Below are 5,133 nucleotides of genomic sequence, written 5' to 3' on the forward strand. Positions count from 1 at the left end.
CCACGTCGTCGCCGCCGCGCGCACCCAGGGCGCCCTGGAGGAGCTGGACGACGAGATCTTCGCCGCCACCGGCCAGCACGCCAGCCTCGTCCCGTTCGACCTGGTGGACGGCGGCGCCATCGACCGCCTGGGCGGCGCCCTGTTCCAACGCTTCGGCAAGCTGGACATCTGGGTTCAGGCGGCGGCCACCATGGGCCCGTCGGGCCTGACCCCGGTCGCCCACGCCGAACCGCGCGAGTTCGCCAAGGTCGAGAAGATCAATTTCACCGGCGTCTATCGCCTGATCCGCTCGCTGGAGCCGCTTCTGCGCGCCTCCGACGCCGGACGCGCCATCCATCTGACCAGCAGCGTCGCCAGCCAGCCGCGCGCCTTCTGGGGCATGTACGCCGCGACCAAGGCGGGCGCCGAGGCCCTGGTCAAATGCTGGGCCGACGAGATCGAGAGCACGCCGGTGCGCGCCAGCATCGTCGATCCGGGTCGGATGCGGACGCAGTTGCGCGCCCAGGCGTTCCCGGGCGAAGATCCCAGCGTTCTGCCGCATCCTTCGGAGATCGGTCCCCTGATCGTCGAACTGGCCCGCCCTGATCTCACTCCGCCTCTGACGGTCAGCTTCAAGGAATGGAAGCAAGGCCTGTCGGCGGACGCCCTGGTCTAGGGTCTTCATGCCGACAGGACCGGCGACGGACGTGCGAACCGCGACAAGCTCAACGCTGCGTCGTTCGTCCCTGCCGCTGGTCCGCGCCGCCCCGTTGGCCGACGTTGTGGCGCTGATCGCTTCAGTCGGCCTGATCCTCACCTATGTCGGCTTCTGGAGCGCGCCGCTGACCGACTACGGCGCGCGCTCGGCCGACTTCCTTCGCAACTTCTACTATCCGGCCTATCTGCTGGCTGTGGTGCTGGTCTGCATGAGGCCCGAGCGCGCGATCAGGGGCATGGTCCGATCGCCGCTGCTGATCGCCTTGCTGCTGCTGACGGCGGCCACCTACTTCTGGTCCATCATGCCCGATCTGACGGCGCGGCGGATTCCGGCCCTGCTGTTCACCACCCTGGCGGGCGTGGCCCTTGCCTCGCGGTGGAGCTGGCGCAGCCTGACCGAGATCATAGCGGGAACCCTCGGCGCCCTGGCCGTCCTCTCCTTCCTGCTGGGCGCGCTGCTGCCCGATTTCGGCCGGATGCAGGAGCTCTTCCCCGGCGCCTGGCGCGGCCTGTGGCTTGAGAAGAACGGCCTGGGCCATGTCATGGTGAAGACCACCATCTTCCTGCTGGCCGCAGGCGTCATGGCTCCCGAGCGGCGCAAGCTGTGGTTCGGCCTGGCGGTCGTCTCGGTGGCGCTGGTCATCCTGTCGACCTCGAAGACGGCCCTGCTGGTGCTGCTGCTGTCGCTCAGCGCCATCGGCTTCGTCGCCGTGGTGAAGTCCGGCCCCCTGCGAGCCGTCGTCGCCACCTGGCTGGCCGTCGTGGTCGTCATCGGCGGCGCCCTGCTGATCTCCGCCGAAACCGACGTCGTGCTGGGGCTGTTGGGCAAGGACGCCACCCTGACCGGCCGCACAGAAATCTGGTCCGGCATCATGCAGCAGATGTCCGAGCACCCCTGGCGCGGCTTCGGCTACGGCGCGGTATGGGACGACCCCGGCTTCACCGGCCCCAAGGCCTGGATCGGCCACCAGGCCCACTTCATCCCCGCCGACGCCCACAGCGGCTGGCTGGAGATCTACATCGCCCTGGGACTGGGCGGCGTCATCCTGTTCGCCCTGTGGCTGGTGCAGATATGGGCGCAATCGCTATGGGCGGCCTACACCAGTCCCGGCGGCTGGGTGGCCCTGCCGATGATGGCCTCCTTTACCTTCACCATGCTCAGCGAGAGCATCGCCATGAACTGGCATGAGCTGCGCTGGGTCGTCATGGTCGCCCTGGCCCTGAAGCTCGCGCTCGGCGACGAACCCGAACAGCCCAGTCGCCCACGCTGATCGCCGCGCAAGGCGGAGCGATCAGCGCAGACCTGAGCAATGAGCGAAAGACGTCCCGTTGGCCGGGACGACATCGTCAGCGCTTGGCGCCGCCCTTCTGGCCCGTACGGACGCGGCCCGAGCGGGACACCTGGCGTGCGCCGCCGCGCGCGCCCTTGCCGATGAAGGCGTTGGAGCCCGCCTTCTTGGACGCGCTGGCCTTCAACCCGCCCAGGGGCTTCACCTTGGGCTTGATGCCGGCCTTGGCCTTCTGCTCCAGCGCCTTGCCGGGCAGGTTGGACAGCTTCTCGGCCTTCTCGGCCTTGATCACCCGGCGCGGGGCGGTCTTGGCGTCGCCCTTGAAGCGTTCCGGGCCGGACTTGGCGCCGCCCTCGGCATAGGGGTTGGCCGAGCCCGACTTGACGTTCAGGCGGATCGGCGTGCCGTGCAGGTCGAAGCTCTCTCGGATCGAGTTGATCAGATAGCGCTTGTAGTGTTCCGGCATGGACGCGGCGCGGCTGGCCATCAGCACGAACGTCGGAGGACGCGCCTTGGTCTGGGCCATGTATTTCGGCTTGATGCGCTTGCCGTCCACGGCGGGCGGCGGGTGTCTCTGGGTCGCCAGGGACAGCCAGTCGTTCAGATCCTTGGTCTTCACCTTGACCGACCAGGTGTCATAGGCCTGAAGCACGGCGGGCATCAGACGCTCGACGCCGCGGCCGTTGAAGGACGACAGGGCCACGAAGGGCGAACCGCGCAGCTGCGGCAGCTTGTCGTCGGCCAGGCGCTTCAGCTCGGCCAGGCGCGACTGCGGCTCTTCTTCCAGATCCCACTTGGACGCGACATATACCAGCGCCCGCCCTTCCCGCTCGACCAGATCGGCCAGTTGCAGGTCTTGGGTGTCGAAGGCGTCGTCCTTGTCCATCACCATGATCACCACCTCGGCGAAGGTGATGGCGCGAATCGTGTCGGCGACCGACAGCTTTTCCAGCTTCTCCTGGACGCGGGCCTTGCGACGCATCCCGGCGGTGTCGATCAGGCGGATGTTCTTGCCTTCCCAGACCCAGTCCACCGAGATGGAGTCGCGCGTGATGCCGGCTTCCGGCCCGGTCAGCAGGCGGTCGTCGCCGATCAGGCGGTTGATCAGGGTCGACTTGCCCGCGTTCGGACGGCCGATGACGGCGATGCGGATCGGCTTTTCCGGCTCGTCGACTTCCTCGACGAAGATGTCCTCCGACGCGGCCAGGATCGCCTGATACAGGTCGGCCATGCCCTCGCCGTGCTCGGCCGAGATCGGCACCGGTTCGCCGAAGCCCAGGCCGTGCGCCTCGCCCACGCCGCCGCCGCTTTCGCGGCTTTCCGACTTGTTGGCCAGCAGGACGACGGGCTTGTGCACCTTGCGCAGGCGATCGGCGAAGATACGGTCCAGCGAGGTCACGCCTTCGCGCGCGTCCATCATGAACAGGATCAGATCCGCGTCCTCGATCGCCGCCTCGGTCTGCTCGCGCATCCGGGCTTCCAGGCTTTCGTCGGTGACGTCCTCATACCCCGCCGTGTCGATCAGGGTCAGATCCATGTCGCCGATCACGCCGTCGGCGTAGCGGCGGTCGCGGGTCACGCCGGGGCGATCATCGACCAGCGCAAGGCGCTTGCCGACGAGGCGATTGAACAGTGTCGACTTGCCCACGTTGGGGCGGCCGACGATGGCGACCTTCAGAGCCATGTCGGCCTTCTAGCTTAAATCGGTGAAAAGGTCAGCGGATGCTGACCAGTTGGCCCTTGTCGGTCAGGACATAGAGGGCGCCGTTGTAGGCGGCCGGGGCGATATAGGCGGCCGCGCCCAGCTTCAGGCTGCCGGTCTGAGCGCCGGTCTTCGGATCGAAGGCCACGGCCTCGCCGTCCGAATTGACCAGAACCAGACGGTTGGACGCCAGGATCGGACCGGACCAGACCGGACGCACGGTGCGCTTGCCGAAGCCCAGGAAGCCGCCTTCCTTGCGGACGCGGCCCTCGTTCAGGTCGCGCGACCAATAGACCTGGCCCGTCTCGCGGTTGACCACGGTCAGTTCGCCCGCCTGAGACACCACATAGACCACGTCGCCGACCGGCAGGGGCTGGTTCACCCCGACGATGGGCAGAGACCATTTCGGCTGGCCGCTGCGCAGGTCCATCACCTGCATCACGCCCGACTGGCTAATGGCGTAGACCTGACCGCGGCTGACGACCGGACGACCGGCGATGTCGCGCAGTTCCGACAGGGCGCTGGTGCGGCTGGTGCGCGACAGCACCTGCTCCCACACCGGCTGGCCGTTGGTCGCCTGCAGAGCCACGATCTGACCCGAGGAGAAGGGCGCCACCACCGTGCCGCCGCTGACCGCCGGGCTGGAGGCGCGCATGATGCGGGCCGGCTCGGTGATGCCGCGATAGGACCAATCCTGCTGGCCGTTGGCCACGTTGAAGGCCATCAGCTGGTTGTCGACGTCGACGACATAGACACGCTGGCCCGACACCGTCGGCGCGCCGTGAATCGGCAGATCGACCGGCGTGCGCCACAGCTCGGCGCCCGTATTGGCGTCGAACGCCGTCATGACGCGATAGCCGGACGAGACGAAGACCTTGCCGCCGCTGACGGCCACGCCGCCGCCGAAGCCGCCGCCGCCCTTGCCGCCGCCCAGACCAACGCCCAGGAAGCGACGGCCGCGATCAGCCTCCTCGACCTTGACGCTGGCCTTCCACAGCACCGCGCCGGTTCCGGCGTCCACGGCGGTCACGCCCGCTTCGCCGTCCAGCACGAAGATCTTGCCGTCCTCGGCCACCACCGGGGACATGACCTGGCGATCGTTCGCCGAACCTGCGCCGATGTCGCGCCGCCAGGCGACGGTGAACTCAGGCGCGGCGATCACATGCTCGACCGCGTTCTCGGCGTTGCCGCCGGGCTGGCTCCAGGCGGTCGCCGCCTGCGGACCCGGCAGGAAGAAGTCACGACCCGACAGGGCCGCGGAGGGCGCGAGCTGCTGCTCGAACTCCAGGATGGAGACACGCTGTCCCTCGGTCGCCGTCGCAACCGGCTCCTTGTCTCCGCCCAGACCGAACGGCAGGGCGTTGCGGACCGTGCCGCATGACGCGACGGTCAGGGCCAGACCGCTCAACAGGGCGACTTTAAGAGTTTTGGTCATGGTTGGCGTCC

General features: G+C 68.2%; 4 protein-coding genes. 2 read left to right on the top strand and 2 right to left on the bottom strand.

Annotated elements, in window-relative coordinates; all coding sequences use genetic code 11:
- Positions 1-655: SDR family NAD(P)-dependent oxidoreductase (locus BDIM_RS09940; protein ID WP_040345680.1), on the top strand; the 655-nt coding region annotated here is incomplete at its 5' end.
- Between the two features lie 31 nt (positions 656-686).
- Positions 687-1,967 (top strand): O-antigen ligase family protein, encoded by a 1,281-nt coding sequence (locus tag BDIM_RS09945; RefSeq protein ID WP_244911839.1) that lies wholly within the window; start codon positions 687-689, stop codon positions 1,965-1,967.
- Positions 1,968-2,043: 76 nt separating this feature from the next.
- Here BDIM_RS09945 and der read toward each other — a convergent pair whose 3' ends face one another.
- The gene (gene der / locus BDIM_RS09950) at positions 2,044-3,669 is read right to left on the bottom strand and encodes a ribosome biogenesis GTPase Der (protein WP_040345682.1); all 1,626 of its coding nucleotides are present in this window, start codon (positions 3,667-3,669) and stop codon (positions 2,044-2,046) included.
- 31 nt (positions 3,670-3,700) lie between these two features.
- The gene (locus tag BDIM_RS09955) at positions 3,701-5,122 is read right to left on the bottom strand and encodes a PQQ-like beta-propeller repeat protein (protein WP_040345685.1); all 1,422 of its coding nucleotides are present in this window, start codon (positions 5,120-5,122) and stop codon (positions 3,701-3,703) included.
- Positions 5,123-5,133 lie beyond the last annotated feature (11 nt).

Origin of the sequence: Brevundimonas diminuta ATCC 11568, from assembly GCF_000204035.1 — a bacterium.
In the GTDB taxonomy this organism is placed as follows: Bacteria; Pseudomonadota; Alphaproteobacteria; order Caulobacterales; family Caulobacteraceae; genus Brevundimonas; species Brevundimonas diminuta.

What these genes read in the sequence shown, in the direction of transcription:
- der (WP_040345682.1), bottom strand. Translation starts at nt 3,669, where the DNA reads ATGGCTCTGAAGGTCGCCATCGTCGGCCGCCCCAACGTGGGCAAGTCG.
- BDIM_RS09955 (WP_040345685.1), bottom strand. Translation starts at nt 5,122, where the DNA reads ATGACCAAAACTCTTAAAGTCGCCCTGTTGAGCGGTCTGGCCCTGACC.